Genomic DNA, 16,697 nt, shown 5'->3' with positions numbered 1-16,697 from the left:
ACGTTTACAATTCGAAGAACGCTTTTATTTTGTTCGAAAGTTGAAGCTTTATTGTACGTGTAAAGTCACCTATTGAATACTAGTATGAATCAGCCAATATCGCTGTATCTTAATTCGTTAATGAATGTAGATTGGCAAAGTACAGAAACATTTGATTTTCCTAATGAAACTACCAAAGAGTGGCTGATGGAGCAAGGCTCTCTTTCCCGCAAGTTGGGTAAGTGCTGTCAGCACCTGTCTGTTGAGTTGCTTCATAATCAAGTTGTAGAACGCTCAATGCTACAACAGGACGAGGAACATCTTTTATCATCGTTTGATTGCTTACTGCGTAAAGTGATTTTAAAGGGTGATGACGAACCGTGGGTATTAGGTCGAACCTTGATCCCCCGAGTCACATTAGAAGACCATCAACACTCTGACCTTTCTCAACAAGGTAATGTCCCGCTTGGATTGACCGTTTTCAGTGCTGAGAACGTGGAGCGAGATGCGCTGCAAGTCGGTTGGGTTATCGCAGGCGATGAGCGATTACTCGCGCGTCGTTCTCGATTATGGATGAACCATAAACCGATGCTTGTAGCTGAACTGTTTTTACCAACATCCCCCATTTACTCTAAGGAGAGTGTGTAAATGCTTGCCACCAAAGCGAAGGCGTATTGGCAATTAACGCGAATGAATCGCCCGATTGGTACCCTGTTACTCCTTTGGCCTACTTTATGGTCGTTGATTATCGCCGCACAAGGTATGCCAGACTTTGATGTCTTGGTCGTATTTGTATTAGGTGTAGTACTAATGCGCTCAGCAGGCTGCGTGATTAATGATTTTGCTGACCGTAAGGTGGATGGTCATGTAAAGCGCACTAAGCAGCGCCCACTGCCGTCTGGTTTGGTGTCGAGTAAAGAAGCCGTTATCCTTTTTTTAGTGCTAGCCGTGATTTCATTCTTGCTAGTACTGACTATGAATCCGCTGACCATTAAGCTCTCTTTTATTGGGGTTGGTCTCGCGTTTATTTATCCTTTCATGAAGCGTTTTACGCACCTTCCACAGTTGTTCCTTGGTTTGGCGTTTAGCTGGGCTATTCCAATGGCATGGGCTGCACAAACCAATGAGCTACCAAGTATCGTTTGGTTTATCTTCATGATTAATGCGCTGTGGACAATCGCTTACGATACTCAATATGCGATGGTTGACCGAGACGATGATCTTAAGATTGGTATCAAGTCGACCGCGATTTTGTTTGGCCGTTTCGACAAGCTGATTGTTGGCTCACTGCAGTTAGTGACTTTAGCGATGTTGATTGCGTTAGGCATGCATTACCACCTAGGTGATACTTTCTACTGGTCACTGTTGGTAGCAGGCGGCTTGTTTGTTTATCAACAACATTTGATGCGTCATCGCGATCGAGATTTATGTTTTCAAGCCTTCCTCAATAACAACTATGTAGGAATGGCCGTCACCATCGGCTTGTTCATTACTTTCTGTTAAGAGGTGGTTTGATAACAAGAGCACAAATAAAAAGGCACCCACAATGGGTAATGGGTGCCTTTTTTGATTGTTCCAGCTTAGCTCTTAAAGCTAGCGAGCCAACAAATTACTCTGCTTGGTGGATGCTCTCTTGAATCGTCAAGCGAACTTCTGGGTAAAGCATTGAGTAAAGAAGCTTAGCGAACTGCTGAGTCTTCTCTAAGTCGCAATTACCGTCGTTATCCAGGTATTGCTGCTGTTTGAGCGTAGCAAACATCGAAGCAAATACACCTTTATCGAAGAACTCAGGTGCGTTGATACCTTGCAGGCGACCAAGACGTTGTGCAATGTCTTGGCTTTTCTGCTCAAGGTCAGATTTATCCAGTTCCGGATTCTCTGCCAATAGGTTTAGAGCAATCGAGTAACGCTGAAGTGTCTCTGAAATCGTACGACCTAGTAGCATGAGCGCTTGGCTGTTCGATTGGTTGATGGTGACTTGATTATCAGACACAACTAGCATGCCCTGGCTAACCAATTCATCGATGATGTTCGAGACCACACCTTCAAGCTGATCTTCGTCGTAGCTCAAGAATAGCTCTTTCTTCAAGAACGGGTAGATTGCCGCGACATTCTGTTGAATCGCATCGATCGTTAGGCCGTGCTGACGAATAGTCATCTGAGCAATTAACGATGGCAGCGCAAACAGGTGAATGATGTTGTTGCGGTAGTAAGTCATTAGAATCGATTGGTGACGGTCTAGCGAAATAATGTCACCCATAGAGTCTGACTCAATCAAGAACTTGTTCAGAGACTCTGCATGTTTCACCAACTCTTCTGCGCTGTCTTTCGGTACCGTAAATGTGTCTGAGTAAGGCACATTGTTAAGTAGAGATAGGTAGCAGTTGATCTGAGAAACCAAAGAATCACGAGATAATGCACGCTGACGTGATGCAAGCAGGGCGGTTGCACATAATGTCAGTGCGTTGGTCGCTACCGCGTCGTTGATGTGTGTCATCATCTTGGTCGCCAAGTCATTCACCACCGGGTTCATCCATTGTGGTTTACTGGTTCCCATAGGATCGATGTCTTTAGTCCACTCTGGAGAGTGCTCATTCAGGTATTGGTTAAGCTGAATCGGCTCACCGAAGTTCACGTAGCCTTTACCAAAGTTACGTAGCTTACGGATAGTACGAATCACTAGGCTCGCGTTTTCTTTCTCTTTACGCTTACCACGTAGTTCTTTAGCGTAAGTCGCCACTTCCATTACGTGTTCGTAGCCGATGTAAACAGGCACTAACGTTACTGGGCGGTTCATGCCGCGCAACATTGCCTGAATCGTCATCGCTAGCATACCGGTTTTCGCTTGTAGCAGACGACCCGTACGAGAACGGCCACCTTCACTAAAGTATTCTACCGAGTAACCCTTAGCGAATAGCTCAGCTAGGTACTCACGGAAGATCGTTGAGTACAGCTTATTGCCTTTGAAGCTACGACGAATAAAGAACGCACCGCCATGACGGAAAATAGGACCGGCAGGGAAGAAGTTCAGGTTGATACCCGCCGCGATATGCGGAGGCACCATTCCTTCATGATAAAGCACGTAAGACAACAGTAAGTAGTCCATATGGCTGCGGTGACAAGGGACATAAACAATTTCGTGACCATCTTGTGCCAGCTTACGAACTGTAGAAGCGTTGTTGATATGTAGGCCTTGGTAAAGCTTGTTCCACAACCAACCTAGAATCTTCTCGCCACGTTTGATCAGTGAGTAAGAGAAGTTCGCTGCAATCTCATCCATGATGTCTTGAGCTTCTTTGCTCGCTTTCTCGATGGAGATGTTCTTTGACTTCGCTTCGTCTTCAATCGCCTTCTTGATCGCTTCTGATTTTAGTAAGCGATCGAACAATGCTTGACGGCTTGGCAGGTTAGGACCAGAGGCTGCAAGTTTTTGGCGTGAGAAGTGAATACGAGCTACGCGTGCCAGTTTGTGTGCGATAGTGCTGTCGGTGCCGTGTGAATTCGCCATGTAACGCAGAGATACCACAGGGCTGAATCGTACTAGACAGTCGCGGCCAGCTATTAAAACAGCGATTGATTTCTCTAGGCCGTTCATTGCTTGTAGGTAAGGCTTCTGGTTATTCTCTTTACCAGGCTTACGGCCCCACAATACGGTTGCAGGGATAACTTGCACATCCAGCTCTGAGTCGTCTGCATGTAATGCAAGTAGCTCAGAGAAGACTTCAATAGAAGAGGCTGGTACGTAATCATCGTCTTGCAACAGAGTTTTGCGTGAAGAGATAAAAACGTAGCGTGGCAGTGACTTACCACTTATTTCAAGCTTGCTTAGCGGATCCGGTAATCCCAGTTCTAGCGCATGCTTTTGTAGTGTAAGCAGGTCGACGCTTGAGCGAAACGGCAAGGCGTATACAATTGGTTTGCCTAAATCAATCTGCAAATCTTCAACTGGATTCGAAGGGATTGATGTGCCTTTTACCAATACGGATAAAGGTAATTTCATTAATGAACGTGAAAAAGATTGTCCAGAAGACATATAGGTTCACAGCCTCAATAGTTATTTCAATGTGCTTAAGCGTATCTCTATTTCTATGATGAGAAAGGGTAAATCCTTCAAGTAAAATAGGGATAAGCCTAGGCGTAAATTTAATCGATGCAAGAATACCAGAAACTGGTCTAACCTTTTAATGGAAATAGTCATATTGCCGTTAAGTTTGTGGAAAATCATTCATCGACTGATTGAGTATAGGGTTAAAAATGACCAAAAAATCAAACACCGGATTAAAACGCATCGTGAAAGCAGCAGGCTTTTCATGGCAAGGCATCACAAGTTCGTTTAAAAACGAGGCAGCATTTCGACAAGAAGTCTTTATGGCTACGGTTCTTATTCCGTTAGCATTTTACTTAGATGTAAGCCAGGTCGAGCGAATCTTAATGGTGTCATCGGTCGTGCTGGTAATGGTGGTTGAGCTTATCAATACTGCAATTGAAGCAGTTGTTGATCGTATTGGTAGTGAACATCATGAACTTTCGGGAATGGCGAAAGATGTCGGTTCGGCAGCCGTTTTCATCTGCTTAGCGCTTTCGGCTTATGTGTGGTTCGAGATCTTGGTTTTGTAATTAGCGAAAAATGAACTAAAAACAACCAATTGCTTTGCTTTTGTCCAGTTACTGGATATACTCACAGTCAACTGTATAAAAAGACAGGTGAATCATGAAGCCGTTAACGCCCCGCCAACAACAAGTCTTTGACCTTATCAAAGGTAAGATTGAAGATTCCGGTATGCCACCGACACGCGCAGAAATTGCCCGTGAATTAGGCTTCCGTTCTGCAAATGCTGCAGAAGAACATTTGAAAGCTCTTGCTCGTAAAGAAGCGATTGAGATTATCCCGGGTGCGTCTCGTGGTATTCGTATTTTGCTTGAAGATGCAGCGAACGAAGAGCAAGGTCTGCCTTTGATCGGTCAGGTTGCCGCAGGTGAGCCTATTTTGGCTCAAGAACATGTAGAAATGCATTACCAAGTCGACCCTGGCATGTTCAAACCTCAAGCTGACTTCTTACTTCGTGTAAATGGCGAAAGTATGAAGGACATCGGTATTATGGATGGCGATCTGCTTGCTGTTCACAAAACACAAGACGTCCGCGACGGTCAGGTTGTGGTTGCTCGTGTTGATGATGATGTAACGGTAAAACGCCTAGAACGCAAAGGTTCGACAGTGCTGTTACATGCTGAAAACGAAGAGTTTTCTCCAATCCGTGTCGATCTAGAATCTCAGCACTTGTCCATTGAAGGTCTTGCTGTTGGTATCATTCGCAACACGGACTGGATGTAATCAGTATAAATATCTTATTGATATTTATTCTCAATAACTTGTTATTGTAATTGATATTCATTATCATCTTCTTTGTCGAGATACAAGGAAGATGATGATGCCAATCCAAACCAAGCCTCAAATAAAGCCGCTTATAGTTAAGCCGCGCTCCTCTGATCAAAAGGTTTCCGCTGATCAAGCATCTACACACCAAGAACTTCAAGTTCCGACAAACCTCGTTCAACACCTTTGGTTTCGCAGCCGAGAAAGCCTTGCCGATGATGGCCTAGTCTATGACCCTATTGCAGCTCAAGCTTGTAAGCGTTGCCAACTAGCACCTGAGTGCCTTACTGGTGAACTCGACCAACAACAACTTCTCTACGCGACATTGACTCAACTTTGTGACTCTCAAGTTCAGCAATTTTTATCTCACAATCCTGATGCTTGGATTATTAACGTAGGAGCAGGGCTCGACACCCGTTTTTACCGATTAGACAATGGTCGCTGTCACTGGGTAGAGCTGGATGGAACCGAGAATCTACTTTGGCGACAACGCTTGTTCCACAAAAATGAACGCTACCGCTTGGAGTGTGGTTCAGTAGATGACCTAACATGGTTGGATGAACTCAATATTCCAGAGCAAGCTTCGGTAATGGTGGTGTGTGAACATGCACTGCTGGATTGCAATGAGCAGCAAACCGCGCACTTTATTCAATCGCTGAGCCGTTACTTTACTCATGCGCATGCGTGTGTTGTGTTAGCGGGAGATAAGAGCTCAAGTACTTTAGGGAAAAAGCTCGGTTCTGGTGATTATGCACACGGCTTATCTTCCCCAGTCGACAGTATTCTTAATTGGCTACCATGGGCGCAGTGGGTTAAAGCATTTTCGCCATTGGAACAACAATGCAATCGTTGGAAACTATGGCAGCGACTATTGTGCAAAATATCCCAGGTTAAAAAGCGTTTAACACCGCAATTGGTGCTGGTGAAGTGGTAGCGCTAGAGCAGCACTATTTACATATACTCGAAGCCATATCAGTAATAAGCAAAAATTTCACAACATAGTGAAAGCACACTAACTAGGTTAAACTATCGCCTCTAATCAAAGAGGTGATCGTGAAGCTATTTAATCCCCAAACCATTTTCCAAACGCTATCTAATCAAGCAATGCACAAACAAGTGCTGTTGCTCGCGATCCCGATGGTGCTATCTAATATTACCGTTCCACTACTGGGTTTAGTTGATGCTGCTGTTATTGGCCACTTAGATCATTCGTGGTATCTAGGAGGCGTAGCGTTAGGTGGCACCATGATCAGTGTGACCTTTTGGTTGCTTGGCTTCTTGCGTATGTCGACAACTGGCCTTGCCGCACAATCGTACGGTGCAAATGATGGCAAGCAGCTTGGTTTGGTCTTCGTGCAGGGCGCGACTATGGCTCTCGGGTTTGCTGGTGTCTTCTTACTGTTACATGGCTTAGTGGCTGACCTGGTTTTTTCATTAAGTAGTGCCAGTGATCAAGTGAAGCATTATGGACAACAGTATTTCTCCATTCGAGCATGGAGTGCACCGGCAGCACTGACGAATTTCGTTATTTTGGGTTGGCTACTTGGAACTCAGAATGCAAAAGCGCCGATGTGGATGGTGATTATCACTAACATCACCAATATCGTGTTGGACGTTGTTTTTGTGATTGGTTTCGGTTGGCAGGTGGAAGGTGCTGCGCTAGCATCGGTATTGGCTGACTATGCAGGTTTAACTTTCGGACTGATCTGCGTTTATCGAATCTGGCTAAAGAGGCAACTACCGTCACCCTGGGCTTTGATTAAGAAAACCAGCCAAGGTTTAAGTCGCTTCGTAAAACTGAATCGCGATATCTTCCTACGCTCTTTGTGCTTGCAAGCTACGTTCACTTTCATGACTTTCCAAGGGGCAAGCTTTGGTGATGATGTCGTGGCAGCCAATGCGGTATTGATGAGTTTCTTGATGATCATCTCTTACGGAATGGATGGCTTTGCCTATGCGATGGAAGCCATGGTGGGTAAGGCGATAGGAGCGAAAGATAAAGATGAATTAAATCAGTCGTTGATTGGTACCTTCTTCTGGAGCTTCAATATTTGTTTGGTTCTGACCATAGTGTTTGCGATTGCTGGGTCTAATCTAATTAATATGATCACCACCATCCCAGATGTAAAAAGCCAAGCTGAGGTGTATCTGCCTTGGTTGATCGCAATGCCACTGGTTTCAATGTGGTGCTTCTTACTCGATGGTATTTTTGTTGGAGCAACTAAAGGCAAGGACATGCGTAATAGTATGTTTGTCGCGACCTGCAGCTTCTTTGCGGTTTTCTTCTTAGCGTCCAGTTTAGAAAATCATGCTCTGTGGCTTGCGATGCTGAGCTTTATGGCAATGCGTGGTATTGGTCTTGGTGTGTTATTTGTTTCTCAGTGGAAGAAGGGACAATTCCTCGCTTAGTTCTAACGGGTACATATAAAAGATGTACAGACTAAAGAGCATTTAGAATACCATGATCTAATTACTCTAGTTGCTTTATCTTTCAATTATTTAAATAAAAACAGCAAGCTCGCGGCTTGCTGTTTATGTATTTGGCCTATAGGTGGTCAAATACTTCTATTAGTTATTTATTTAGAACAAACGGTTAAGGCCGTTAAGAGCGGCAACACGATAAGCCTCTGCCATTGTAGGGTAGTTAAAGGTGGTATTAACGAAGTACTCGATAGTATTCGCTTTTCCTTTTTGCTCCATGATTGCTTGGCCGATATGAATGATTTCTGCGGCACGCTCACCAAATACGTGGATACCTAAAATCTCTTTGGTTTCACGGTGGAACAGAATCTTTAAACTACCGATGTCTTTACCAGCAATTTGAGCGCGAGCTAGGTGCTTGAATGAAGAGCGTCCCACTTCATAAGGAACTTTCGCTGCCGTCAGCTCTTGCTCGGTTTTACCGACTGAGCTAATTTCAGGAATGGTGTAGATTCCCGTTGGGATATCTTCAATCAAGTGACCTTCCGCTTCACCTTTAACAATCGCTTGTGCAACAAATCGACCTTGGTCATAAGCAGCACTTGCTAGGCTAGGGTAGCCAATTACATCACCGACCGCGTATACATGGTCAACGTTGGTTTGGTAATTGGTATTCACTGATACCTGGCCACGAGAGTCAGCTTCTAGACCAACCGCACCTAAGTTCAGTTTATCAGTGTTACCAGTTCGACCATTGGCATACAGTAAGCAGTCTGCACGCATCTTTTTGCCTGACTCTAGGTGAATGATCACGCCATCATCAGTCCCTTCGATTTTCTCAAAGGTTTCATCGTTACGAATCACAACGCCACTGTTCCAGAAGTGGTAAGAAAGCGCATCAGAGGTTTCATTATCTAGGAATGACAGTAGACGATCTCGAGTATTAATAAGGTCGGTTTTTACACCCAAACCACGGAAGATAGACGCGTACTCACAACCGATAACACCGGCACCATAGATGATGATGTGTTGCGGGTCATGTTTAAGAGAAAGAATCGAGTCGCTGTCGTAGATACGCTCATGCAGAAAGTCGACGTTCTCTGGTTGATAAGGGCGAGAACCTGTCGCAATCACAAACTTGTCGGCACTGTAATGCTCTTCCGTACCATCGCTCTGCATGACAGAAATAGTTTTGGTATCAATGAAACGAGCTGTACCAAACACTAGTGTACATTGGTTACGATCGTAGAAGCCTTGACGCAGTCGAGTCTGTTTATCGATAACGGATTTTGCATGCCCTAAAATGTTAGAAAACGTTGAGTGAATGCTTTTGTTGTTCTGACAGAATAGAGGGTTATTATTGAATTCGATAATACGGCTTACAGCATGACGCAGAGCTTTCGAAGGAATGGTTCCCCAGTGGGTACAACCACCACCAACGCTGCTCTCTTTTTCAATGATTGCAACGTTCAACCCGGCTTTGGTTAATCCCATCGCTGCCCCTTCGCCTCCGGGGCCACTACCAATTACGATTACATCAAAGTGGTTGGAGTGTGGCATAGATATCTTCCTTGTTATATTTGATTAACATTGCTGTAGCGGGATTTTAACTGATTCTGTTCTTGCGTACATGAAAAGGACATCAGAGAGTCGGCGGGATCACGCAGTGCTAGCGAAAAAATAATATTTGGTATGTCGTATGTCTCCAAATGGCGGTGTGGATATTGAAATTTTTTCTGCGAACGTATTTACTGCGGTACGTGAACAAAGAGGCGTGTTTGGTGTCTTATATAACCGGAGTATCTTATATAAATAAGTGATTCGCGTTATATTGAACAGAGTATTAGACATGCCTGTTTAGGCTGTAAAAGAAGAAATTGATAAAGTATGAAACCAATGGGCATTCGCGCACAGCAAAAAGAAAAAACTCGTCGCAGCTTAATCGATGCAGCATTTAGCCAACTCAGTGCCGATCGTAGTTTTTCCAATCTAAGCTTGAGAGAAGTCGCTCGTGAGGCAGGAATAGCGCCGACTTCCTTTTATCGTCACTTCAAAGACATGGATGAGCTTGGCTTAACCATGGTTGATGAAGGTGGCTTACTGTTGCGTCAGTTAATGCGTCAAGCTAGGCAACGCATAGTAAAAGAAGGCAGTGTGATTCGCACATCGGTTGAAACCTTTATGGAATTCATTGAAAGCAGCCCTAACGTATTCAGACTGTTATTGCGAGAGCGCTCAGGAACTTCATTTGAGTTTCGTGCAGCGGTAGCTCGTGAGATACAGCACTTCTCTGCTGAGTTAACCGAATATTTGATAACGACTGGCATGACAAGGGACGAAGCTTTCACTCAAGCTGAAGCCTCGGTCATTTTAGTCTTCAACTCGGGGGCAGAAGCATTAGATTTAGATCGACGTCAGCGAGATGAATTAGCTGAACGCTTGATCATGCAATTGCGAATGATGGCCAAAGGGGCTTTTTGGTATCGTAAAGAACGTGAACGTAACCGATTAAAAGGTGGGATTGAATAATGTCGAATGAAAATAATACTGTAAACCGTGGTTCAGAAAGAAAGACACTGGTACTTGCTGTTATTGCCGGTGTGTGTGGTGATGCTCTGTTATCTTGGGTAACGATGAGCGAAGTGGGCTTCTCTATTTTCCCATTAATTGCTTTAGTGTTGGCGGTACAAGCGCTTTACCAAGAATACCTAACTAACCCAGTATCTGAAGATATTCCACTAGTAGGTTTGGCTTGTTTCTTCGTGGGTGCATTTGGTCACTCGGCTTTCGTGAAAGCACAATACCCTGATGCAGGTTCAAACTTCTTTGCGATTATTGTCGCGATGCTGCTTTTAGCGTGGGTAGGTAAGAAGTTAGGCTTTATCGGTAAAACCGCTTAAACCAATCTACAAATAAAAAACGAGCCAATGGGCTCGTTTTTTGTATCTGCTGTTTACTTAGACTTGGCCTAGAAAACGAACTCTATGCTTTACGCTCCAAGAATACACCTGCTTCCATATGGTGCGTGTAAGGGAACTGGTCAAATAGAGCAAAACGAGTAATGTCGTGTGTTTCGCTGAGGATCTCTAGGTTCTCTTTCAATGTTTCTGGGTTACAAGAGATGTACATGATGCGATCGTAGCCTTGCACCATCTTACAAGTATCCACATCCATACCTGAGCGCGGTGGATCAACAAAGATAGTGTTGCAGTTGTAGCTCTTAAGATCGATGTTCGCTTGTTGCAGACGGCGGAACTCACGTTTACCTTCCATCGCTACCGTAAAGTCTTCCGCAGACATACGAATGATCTGAACGTTATCAATCTTGTTGGCTGCAATGTTGTATTGCGCTGATTCAACTGATGGTTTCGCTAGCTCAGTAGCTAATACACGCTCGAAGTTTTGTGCCAGTGCTAATGAGAAGTTACCGTTACCACAGTAAAGCTCTAGTAGATCGCCTTTGCTGTCTTGAGTACAGTCAACGGCCCACTCCAACATTTTCTCAGCCACTTTACCGTTTGGTTGAGTGAAGCTGTTCTCTACTTGTTGGTAGATGTAGCTATCGCCATTTACGTCTAGCTTCTCAATAACGTAATCACGGTCTAGTACGATCTTCATCTTACGAGCGCGACCAATCAGGTTTAGGTTGAAACCTTCATTGTTCAATTGTTGTTTTAGCGCTTTAGCATCTTGAATCCATTGCTCACCTAGTTGACGGTGGTAAAGCAGAGACACCAAAATCTCACCGCTAAGCGTAGATAGGAAGTCTACTTGGAATAGCTTGTGGCGTAGAGAGTGGTTGTCCTTCATGGCATCAACTAACAAAGGCATTAAGTCATTGATAAGACGGCTAGCAGCAGGGAACTGGTCTACGCGGTATTTTTCTTTAGTTTCTTGATTGAACATGACGTAATACATATCGTCACCTTCATGCCACACGCGGAACTCAGCTCGCATGCGGTAGTGTTGTTCTGGAGATTCGTACACTTCCAGCTCAGGCACATTATATTCTGAGAACATTTCAGTCAGACGCTCAGTCTTTTCTGCCAGTTGTTCTTGGTAGCGTTGTGGGTTTACATCTAAATTCGCCATTGTTATGCCTTTTGCTGTCGTGCTTTTAAATCAAGAGCGCAGATTTTATTCAATCACAGGCGCTTGTCCAGTGTTGAGAGCCAATCAGTATAAATAGGCCATGAAAACTATAGCTTATAACTATCTTAGACTAGACAAATGATTCAGAGGTCAATACTATCTTCGGCAAGCTGGTGCCATTTAGATGTATAGATGGCTGAAGAGGGAATCTGGTGTGAATCCAGAACTGACGCGCAGCGGTAAAAGAGAACGAGTATTCATAAGACACTGCAAATAGCTTTTTGTGGGAAGTCGAATATAAGGTAACCATAAGGTTGTGCTCTTGAGTCCGAATACCTGCCAGCGGCCAAACTATAAAATGTGGTTTGGTAGGACTTTACGCGATTTAGGATCACAACATGAACAAATCCCTTTTAGCGATTGCTGTAGCATCGCTGCTTTCACCTATCTCCAATTTACACGCCCAACAAGTATCTGCTGATGAAACCATGGTGGTTACGGCTAACCGTTTTGAGCAGCAAGTCAGTGACACAATTGCTCCAGTTGAAGTTATAACAAAACAAGAAATAGATGCTATACAAGTAACTTCGTTATCTGAAGTGTTACGCCGATTGCCAGGGGTTCAAGTAACGAATCAAGGCGGCCTTGCGCAGGGGCAAGAGTTATATATACGTGGTCGCTCTACTAAAAACACTCTCATCTTAGTAAATGGCATCCGAATTGGTAGTGCTACGTTAGGGTACGCTAATCTAGCCTCAATTCCGTTGAATGGTGTGGAGAGAGTTGAAGTTTTAAGAGGTGCTCGTGCTGCAGTATATGGTTCTGATGCTGTTAGTGGTGTGGTCAATATTATAACTACGCGAAGTGCTGATAATACAGCCACTGTTAAAGCGGGCGTGGGTAGTTTTGGACTATATGATGTAAACGCATCAGGGTCAGTTGCTAACGATAGTGGTTGGATTAATGTGGCAGCCACACACCAGCAAAGTGAGGGTTATAATGTCCAACCTACGAGTACCAATCCTCTTGATGCTGATAAAGATGGTCACAGCACTCAATACCTAACTATCGATGGTGGTTTTTACGTCTCACCAAATTTCACGTTGAAAGCGAATGGTTATTATCAAAAGCATGACGTAGAGTTTGATAACCCGTGGGGAGGCGTTGACGAAACTGATAGCGAACTATATGCGTTAGGTCTAGTGGGAGATTACAAGCGTGACTCCCTAAATAGTGTGATAACCCTTGGAAGCAATCAAGATGAAGCTGAATCTTCAGGGCAAGGGACAACACCGAGCGCTATAACAACGAATCGCAATTCTGTGTCTTGGAATAATCAGTACAAGTTAAGTGATAGTGCAGCGGTTATTGGTGGTGTTGATTGGTACCGAGACAAGGTGAAGAACGACTCTACATCAATGACTAAAGATAGTCGTGACAACACCGCACTCTATGCTGGTGGTGATATATCGATAGGCAAATTGTCTGCGGAAGCAAATCTGCGTTGGGATGATAACAGTTCATTTGGAAACTTTACGACGTATCAATTAGGTGCAGGGTACAGTGTTACTGAGTCTATTCGTCTAGTGGGTATGTATGGTACTGCATTTAAAGCTCCGACATTTAATGAGCTGTATTGGCCTTTAGAATGTAGCTCATGGGGATGTTACTCAGGTAACCCCAATCTACAGCCGGAAGAATCAAAAACAGCAGAAGTAGCACTAGAAGGTAGCTTTGACGTTCTTGAATTACGAGTCGCTGCACACAAGAGTGATGTAGAGAAGATGATTACAAGTAATGGTCTTACTCAAGTGAATATAGGCGAAGCGGAAATTAAAGGGTACGAAGTTGTCGGCTCTTTTTATACTGGACCGTTATATCACTCAGTATCGTACGACTATCTTGATACCGAAGACAAATCTACAGGTAACGAACTTGCTCGTAGAGCGAAACATAGTGGCAAATGGAACACTACTTATGAGTTGAGCAACTGGAGATTCGATCTGAGTTACCTATATCAAGGTAAGCGTTATGATGATTTAGGTAATACAACAGAGCTTGATGCGTACTCGTTATTTGATTTTGCAACGTCTTACCACTTTGATAATGATGTAACCGTTGCGGGTAAAGTTGCTAACTTATTCGACGAAGAGTATGAAACTGCCAAAGGTTATAAAACCCCAGAGCGTAATTATTACGTCAGCGTTGCTTACCAATTCTAACTAACACCTAAACCGCCTCCGGGCGGTTTTTTCTTATCGGGCATATCTATGAAAAAGAAAGTCGTCATAAGTTGGTCGTCAGGTAAAGACTCTACGTTAACGTTAGAGCGTCTACTTGAAAGCACCGAGTACGAAGTTGTTGCTCTCTATACTACCTATGTTGGAGATGAAGTCCCTTTCCAAGTCACTCCTATTGATGTGGTTGCCATGCAGGCGCAATTAATCGGTTTGCCGCTTATCACTATCGAGCTACCGGAAGTCTTCCCAAGTAATGAGGTTTACCAAAGTACGATTGTCTCGGCACTTAAAGGTTCTGGCTTATCAATCGATGCGGTCGCGTTTGGAGATATGTTCTGTAATGGCATTGCCGATTACCGAAGAAGTTATATAGAACCAGCTGGTTGGGAGTGTGTGTTTCCCCTAATGGGAGGGAGTAGTCAGGCACTTGCGAGTGAAATAATAGACAGAGGAATCGAAACCTTTCTTGTCACGGTCGATAGTGATGCATTAGATGGTGGCTATTGTGGGCAGCAATACACATCTGAACTAATAGACAGTCTGCCAAATCATGTCGATCCATGTGGCGAAGATGGTGAGTTCCATACATTAGTCACGTCAGCACCATGCTTTAAAGGAAAGCTTAATATAGAGCTAAAATATGTTGAGCAGGGTGAGCGTTTTGTACATCAACGTTATCGAGCTTGTATTCTATAGCGTGAAGATTGGCGAAAACTAAGTGAGGGGGTATTATTGCTGCGAAACTACATATAGGTAATCGTTGTGTCGGATAGTCTACAAAAAAACATATTGGTCTTTGATTCAGGGGTGGGTGGGCTATCTGTCTATAAGGAGATAAGTCAGCTATTGCCTAATCATAACTATATCTATGTATTCGATAATGAAGCTTACCCATATGGTGAGCTCGATCAGCAGGTTCTTATTAGAAGAGTTCAGAGCATAGTCGCCAGTTTTGTGGCTAGTCACGCGATCGATATCGTAGTGATAGCTTGTAATACAGCGAGCACGATTGTCTTGCCTACACTCAGAGCTAATAACCTTATCCCTATTGTCGGTGTTGTTCCGGCAATCAAGCCGGCTTCTTTGCTAGCAAATAAAGCGGTGGGGCTGATTGCTACTCCGGCGACCATTACCCGTGAATACACGCACGAACTGATCAAAAACTTCTCAATTAATAAGAGGGTTGAACTTCTTGGCTCGACGAGGCTGGTGGATATGGCCGAAGATAAGCTCAGAGGAGAGTCAATCAACTTAGAAGAGCTCAAGCAAATCCTTCAGCCGATGATTAATACCATTGATGTTGCTGTTTTAGGCTGTACCCATTTCCCACTGATAAAGTCTGAGATTCAGCAAGTATTAGGCGAAAGCGTGGCATTGGTGGATTCGGGTAAAGCGATAGCGAAACGAGTCCAAGATTTGTTGGGTTTAGAAGGTGCTCATGAAGAAGGGGGAGTAAGAGAGGTTTTTTGTAGTGCACTTCCCAAGAAAGAAAGTGCACTAAATAGTATGTTGAAGCAGTTAGGGTTTAGTTCTGTTCAGATTCGTCCGCTTCAGGATGCTTAGGATCATTCGCAACACGTACTTTTAAAGTTCGTTGCATGTAATCTTTGTCGTTAAGGGCAGAGATTGCATGATTCACATCATTACTTGCCATAACAACAAATCCGAAGCCTCTTCTTTTACCAGTTCGCTTGTCTTTCATTAAGCGTACTGCAAACACTTCACCATGTTCTGAGAATAATTCACGAACATGCGATTCGTTCGCCTTGTATGGAAGGTTACCCACATAAAGCGTTTTTGTTGAAGCTTTAGGTTCTGAATCTGATTTTGAGTCGGTGCTTGAAAAGTTAACAACAAAAGCGGAAGCCAAGACACCAAGGATAAAGGTAATTGCAGGCGATATATCTACCTGATAGAAAACAATGCCGCCTAATACAGCCAGTGCGACAATTAACAACATCGATTTTTTTGAGTTCATATCGGAATACTACATATTAATAAACGAAATAGACGCATCTACCATTAACAAAATAGACACATGAATCTTACGTTCATGCCTTTCATTTTTCCAATGTATTGCTGTGATACGTCTCAAATGTTTAGTTTTTATTCGAAAAATGCGGATCTGGTGGCTTTTTAGGCGAACAAAACTTTTATTTGAAAAAGCCCTTGTGCTCCTTCTCAATCTCTCTATAATGCCGCCTCACTAACACGGAGTGAGACGAAAGTCACACAGCGAAATCGGTAGAGAAAAAGAGTTTGAAAATAACCCTTGACTCTAAAAACGGTGCGAGTATAGTACGCACCCCTAGCGATTGAGATGTTAATCACAAAACGCTAGCGCTCTTTAACAATTTAAACCTATCAATCTGTGTGGGCACTCGTTGATGAATATCAAAACGTTTTATCGTTAGATAAAACAGATTCTTCGGAATCAAAATGATTTCAATGAACTGAGTGACCAATCGATAATTTATTATCGGCACAGTCAATTCATTACCATTCTGTTCCTATTTATTTAAGAAGAGAGGGGTAATAGCTTTAGAATTACATGTTCATTTTCGAATGAATATTAGTTTTGAAGTCAGTAT

At 43.6% G+C, this 16,697-nt stretch carries 15 protein-coding genes and 1 riboswitch; of the genes, 11 read left to right on the top strand and 4 right to left on the bottom strand.

Annotated features, from left to right (window positions below; genetic code table 11):
* The first annotated feature begins 84 nt into the window (after positions 1-84).
* Together L1D11_RS18350 and ubiA are read left to right on the top strand one after the other, a co-directional pair.
* The gene (locus L1D11_RS18350) at positions 85-627 is read left to right on the top strand and encodes a chorismate lyase (RefSeq protein ID WP_164091128.1); all 543 of its coding nucleotides are present in this window, start codon (positions 85-87) and stop codon (positions 625-627) included.
* The gene (ubiA, locus tag L1D11_RS18345; RefSeq protein WP_239831885.1) at positions 628-1,482 is read left to right on the top strand and encodes a 4-hydroxybenzoate octaprenyltransferase; all 855 of its coding nucleotides are present in this window, start codon (positions 628-630) and stop codon (positions 1,480-1,482) included.
* Between the two features lie 106 nt (positions 1,483-1,588).
* Here the strand turns inward: ubiA and plsB are convergent, their stop codons facing one another.
* Complete coding sequence (gene plsB / locus L1D11_RS18340) at positions 1,589-4,012, bottom strand: glycerol-3-phosphate 1-O-acyltransferase PlsB (protein ID WP_239831884.1); 2,424 nt, start codon at positions 4,010-4,012, stop codon at positions 1,589-1,591.
* Positions 4,013-4,233: 221 nt separating this feature from the next.
* Here plsB and L1D11_RS18335 point away from each other — a divergent pair, with 221 nt between their 5' ends.
* From L1D11_RS18335 to dinF, 4 genes are all read left to right on the top strand, one after another.
* Positions 4,234-4,596 carry a diacylglycerol kinase gene (locus tag L1D11_RS18335; protein ID WP_239831883.1) on the top strand — a complete coding sequence of 121 codons (363 nt, stop codon included), beginning with the start codon at positions 4,234-4,236 and terminating at the stop codon, positions 4,594-4,596.
* 94 nt (positions 4,597-4,690) lie between these two features.
* The gene (gene lexA, locus L1D11_RS18330) at positions 4,691-5,311 is read left to right on the top strand and encodes a transcriptional repressor LexA (RefSeq protein ID WP_004740541.1); all 621 of its coding nucleotides are present in this window, start codon (positions 4,691-4,693) and stop codon (positions 5,309-5,311) included.
* A 97-nt stretch (positions 5,312-5,408) separates the two neighbouring features.
* On the top strand, positions 5,409-6,287 hold the full coding sequence (locus L1D11_RS18325) for a class I SAM-dependent methyltransferase (RefSeq protein ID WP_239831882.1): 879 nt from the start codon (positions 5,409-5,411) through the stop codon (positions 6,285-6,287).
* Positions 6,288-6,406: 119 nt separating this feature from the next.
* Positions 6,407-7,762 carry an MATE family efflux transporter DinF gene (gene dinF, locus L1D11_RS18320; protein ID WP_239831881.1) on the top strand — a complete coding sequence of 452 codons (1,356 nt, stop codon included), beginning with the start codon at positions 6,407-6,409 and terminating at the stop codon, positions 7,760-7,762.
* A gap of 171 nt (positions 7,763-7,933) precedes the next feature.
* Here the strand turns inward: dinF and sthA are convergent, their stop codons facing one another.
* Positions 7,934-9,334, bottom strand: a complete 1,401-nt coding sequence (gene sthA, locus L1D11_RS18315) for a Si-specific NAD(P)(+) transhydrogenase (protein ID WP_239831880.1) — start codon at positions 9,332-9,334, stop codon at positions 7,934-7,936.
* A 327-nt stretch (positions 9,335-9,661) separates the two neighbouring features.
* Between sthA and fabR the strand changes: the two genes are divergently transcribed.
* On the top strand, positions 9,662-10,303 hold the full coding sequence (gene fabR, locus L1D11_RS18310; RefSeq protein WP_010438693.1) for an HTH-type transcriptional repressor FabR: 642 nt from the start codon (positions 9,662-9,664) through the stop codon (positions 10,301-10,303).
* Positions 10,303-10,674 carry a YijD family membrane protein gene (locus tag L1D11_RS18305; RefSeq protein ID WP_086713438.1) on the top strand — a complete coding sequence of 124 codons (372 nt, stop codon included), beginning with the start codon at positions 10,303-10,305 and terminating at the stop codon, positions 10,672-10,674. The genes fabR and L1D11_RS18305 overlap by 1 nt, the downstream gene beginning before the upstream one ends.
* Positions 10,675-10,756: 82 nt before the next feature.
* Here the strand turns inward: L1D11_RS18305 and trmA are convergent, their stop codons facing one another.
* The gene (gene trmA, locus L1D11_RS18300; RefSeq protein ID WP_239831879.1) at positions 10,757-11,866 is read right to left on the bottom strand and encodes a tRNA (uridine(54)-C5)-methyltransferase TrmA; all 1,110 of its coding nucleotides are present in this window, start codon (positions 11,864-11,866) and stop codon (positions 10,757-10,759) included.
* A gap of 154 nt (positions 11,867-12,020) precedes the next feature.
* A riboswitch (cobalamin riboswitch) is annotated at positions 12,021-12,225 on the top strand.
* Positions 12,226-12,264: 39 nt separating this feature from the next.
* On the opposite strand from trmA, the gene L1D11_RS18295 reads away from it, so the two are divergent.
* Genes L1D11_RS18295 through murI form a run of 3 tightly spaced genes read left to right on the top strand, consistent with a single transcriptional unit; the run spans position 12,265 to position 15,669 of the window.
* On the top strand, positions 12,265-14,088 hold the full coding sequence (locus L1D11_RS18295) for a TonB-dependent receptor (RefSeq protein ID WP_239831878.1): 1,824 nt from the start codon (positions 12,265-12,267) through the stop codon (positions 14,086-14,088).
* Positions 14,089-14,136: 48 nt separating this feature from the next.
* On the top strand, positions 14,137-14,802 hold the full coding sequence (locus L1D11_RS18290; RefSeq protein ID WP_239831877.1) for an adenine nucleotide alpha hydrolase: 666 nt from the start codon (positions 14,137-14,139) through the stop codon (positions 14,800-14,802).
* 60 nt (positions 14,803-14,862) lie between these two features.
* The gene (gene murI / locus L1D11_RS18285; protein WP_239831919.1) at positions 14,863-15,669 is read left to right on the top strand and encodes a glutamate racemase; all 807 of its coding nucleotides are present in this window, start codon (positions 14,863-14,865) and stop codon (positions 15,667-15,669) included.
* Here murI and L1D11_RS18280 read toward each other — a convergent pair.
* Positions 15,632-16,084, bottom strand: a complete 453-nt coding sequence (locus tag L1D11_RS18280; RefSeq protein WP_239831876.1) for an RNA-binding protein — start codon at positions 16,082-16,084, stop codon at positions 15,632-15,634. The two genes, murI and L1D11_RS18280, sit on opposite strands and share 38 nt — an antisense overlap.
* Between the last annotated feature and the right edge of the window lie 613 nt (positions 16,085-16,697).

Source organism: Vibrio sp. Isolate32, assembly GCF_022397955.1.
Classification (GTDB): Bacteria; Pseudomonadota; Gammaproteobacteria; order Enterobacterales; family Vibrionaceae; genus Vibrio.
The sequence above is the reverse complement of the archived record's forward strand: the minus strand, read 5'-3'. Positions and strand labels throughout refer to the sequence as shown.

What these genes read in the sequence shown, in the direction of transcription:
- trmA (WP_239831879.1), bottom strand. Translation starts at nt 11,866, where the DNA reads ATGGCGAATTTAGATGTAAACCCACAACGCTACCAAGAACAACTGGCA.
- L1D11_RS18335 (WP_239831883.1), top strand. Translation starts at nt 4,234, where the DNA reads ATGACCAAAAAATCAAACACCGGATTAAAACGCATCGTGAAAGCAGCA.
- plsB (WP_239831884.1), bottom strand. Translation starts at nt 4,012, where the DNA reads ATGTCTTCTGGACAATCTTTTTCACGTTCATTAATGAAATTACCTTTA.
- L1D11_RS18280 (WP_239831876.1), bottom strand. Translation starts at nt 16,084, where the DNA reads ATGAACTCAAAAAAATCGATGTTGTTAATTGTCGCACTGGCTGTATTA.
- L1D11_RS18290 (WP_239831877.1), top strand. Translation starts at nt 14,137, where the DNA reads ATGAAAAAGAAAGTCGTCATAAGTTGGTCGTCAGGTAAAGACTCTACG.
- fabR (WP_010438693.1), top strand. Translation starts at nt 9,662, where the DNA reads ATGAAACCAATGGGCATTCGCGCACAGCAAAAAGAAAAAACTCGTCGC.
- L1D11_RS18325 (WP_239831882.1), top strand. Translation starts at nt 5,409, where the DNA reads ATGCCAATCCAAACCAAGCCTCAAATAAAGCCGCTTATAGTTAAGCCG.
- L1D11_RS18305 (WP_086713438.1), top strand. Translation starts at nt 10,303, where the DNA reads ATGTCGAATGAAAATAATACTGTAAACCGTGGTTCAGAAAGAAAGACA.
- sthA (WP_239831880.1), bottom strand. Translation starts at nt 9,334, where the DNA reads ATGCCACACTCCAACCACTTTGATGTAATCGTAATTGGTAGTGGCCCC.
- lexA (WP_004740541.1), top strand. Translation starts at nt 4,691, where the DNA reads ATGAAGCCGTTAACGCCCCGCCAACAACAAGTCTTTGACCTTATCAAA.
- L1D11_RS18295 (WP_239831878.1), top strand. Translation starts at nt 12,265, where the DNA reads ATGAACAAATCCCTTTTAGCGATTGCTGTAGCATCGCTGCTTTCACCT.
- L1D11_RS18350 (WP_164091128.1), top strand. Translation starts at nt 85, where the DNA reads ATGAATCAGCCAATATCGCTGTATCTTAATTCGTTAATGAATGTAGAT.
- ubiA (WP_239831885.1), top strand. Translation starts at nt 628, where the DNA reads ATGCTTGCCACCAAAGCGAAGGCGTATTGGCAATTAACGCGAATGAAT.